This is a genomic window from Variovorax sp. 01N429, assembly GCF_056399425.1.
Map to the genome: position 1 here is coordinate 1 of NZ_JBFTRG010000153.1, position 413 is coordinate 413.

The 413-nt window shown below is 70.0% G+C and carries 1 protein-coding gene; it reads right to left on the bottom strand.

Translation table 11 applies throughout. The features are described 5' to 3' along the window. Positions 1–15: 15 nt before the first annotated feature. Positions 16–413: DUF4352 domain-containing protein (locus AC1DSF_RS31025; protein WP_478184148.1), on the bottom strand; the 398-nt coding region annotated here is incomplete at its 5' end.

Here is a 413-nt window from a genome sequence, read left to right on the forward strand (position 1 = left end):
ACCTCACGTCGCCGCTCAGGTCAGTTTCCACGGGCCGGCGGGGCTGCTCTGGTCGCCGTCGAACTGGACCGGGGTTGCTCGTGCGGTGCCCGGGAGTTCGTAGACGAGATAGCCGCTGAGGGTCTGGGCCGGCGGGATCTTCACGTCGGCGGGGAAGGCGGCGCCCGCGCTGACGTGGGCCGCGATGGACAGGTGCCACTGGCCGTGGTCGTCGACGATGTGCGTGCTGAAGACCTGGGATGACGTCAGCGTCTTTGTTCCGGTGTTGGCGATGGTCCACTCGATTGCCACGAAACGGTCGCCGCTCTGCGGGGCCGTGAAGGCGCTCCCGGGATTCGCCGGTGCGGCCGGGTCCACGACCCGGACGAGGGTCGCGGTGAACTCCGTGCCCGCGGGGTCCTGCAACCTGGCGG